This window comes from Paracraurococcus lichenis (assembly GCF_030657435.1).
Classification (GTDB): domain Bacteria; phylum Pseudomonadota; class Alphaproteobacteria; order Acetobacterales; family Acetobacteraceae; genus Paracraurococcus; species Paracraurococcus lichenis.
The window spans coordinates 1-1,241 of sequence record NZ_JAUTWS010000318.1; the positions used below are offsets into that span (position 1 = coordinate 1).

1 pseudogene is annotated in these 1,241 nt (G+C 64.6%); it reads left to right on the forward strand.

Annotation, left to right across the window (positions count from 1 at the left end):
* Positions 1-655 precede the first annotated feature (655 nt).
* A pseudogene (locus tag Q7A36_RS39955) lies at positions 656-1,241 on the forward strand (hypothetical protein); the annotation flags it as partial.

Here is a 1,241-nt window from a genome sequence, read left to right on the forward strand (position 1 = left end):
ACATGCGGGCGCAGGCCACCTTCGTCGCCGAGCTGTTCCAGGTCGCCGCCTGATCAGGCTTTGTCGCGGCCGTTCACGACCACCCACGGCTCGTCGCAAACTTTGCAACACAACCCCTGATCGTCCCCGCGGCACGTGGGCAGTAACCCAAAAACTGGCTGTTTCCGAACCACGCCTGGAAATCCAGTCGGAGAGCTTTGGAAAGCCAAACGGAACGCTAGACTTTCTAATCCGCTTGGCGCTTGATCACAGCGTCCAAAGCAGGCCAGCTTGTGCCGCAACAACCACATCCCTCCGGTCCAGCCGTCCACGAAATGTCCCAATGGAATTGGTGCTTGGCTGCGCCGGGTGGCTGCGTGCCCTGGTTGGTCGCTGACGGCAGAGCACCTGGGAGCATGGCGCGGGCAAATGACAGCATTGGCAAGAAGAGCACTCTTTGGTGCCGGAGGCTTGGTCGCCGGCGGCACCTACGCATCCATAGCCGGGACATCTGGTGGGTCGGATCGCAGCGCAGGGCTGCGGCCCCGCGTTCTCGCCCATTTTCGTGGTCTTCCCGGTACTCGCGCCCTCAAGTTCGGGACTGCCGCAGAATTGGGGGTCTGCCACCGAGAGCGGGTATGCTCTGGCTCGTTTTCCCCGCTGAGGTAGTGCCGACGTGGCCTGGATCGTGAGACTGGTGAGTGTTGAGGCCGACGGGACGGAGCACAGCACCGACGTCGTGCAAATCTCCAGGCCCGACACCCTCGCCGACCTGGCCAGCCTGGGACTGACCCTGGCCGAGAGCAAGCAGCTCCTGGCCGGGGTGCAGCAGGAGATCGTCGCCGCGCAGGCCCGTCTTCATGCCGCTCTCCGCCCGGAGTGCCGGGACTGCGGCACCCCGTGTCGGATGAAAGACTATCGTCAGCACGAGATTGCAACACTGTTCGGACAGGTGACGGTCCGGCTGCCCCGTTTCCACTGTGCCGGATGCGGCTCCGCCGAGGCTGGCGTGGACTGGCCACCACGTGTCCGCTCAACCCCGGAGCTGGACCGGTTGCGCGCCCAGCTCTCTGTATTGCTGACCTACCGGACCGCGGCTGACCTGCTCGGTCAGATGTTCCCAGTCGATGCGGGCTTGGATCCGGAGAGCTTGCGCCGCCATACCTTCAAGGTCGCCGAGACCTCGCCGATGCGATCCGCAACCGAGACGCCCGCCAGTGCCAGCGCCGAGGCGGTCACGGTGACCTTGGACGCGACCTTTA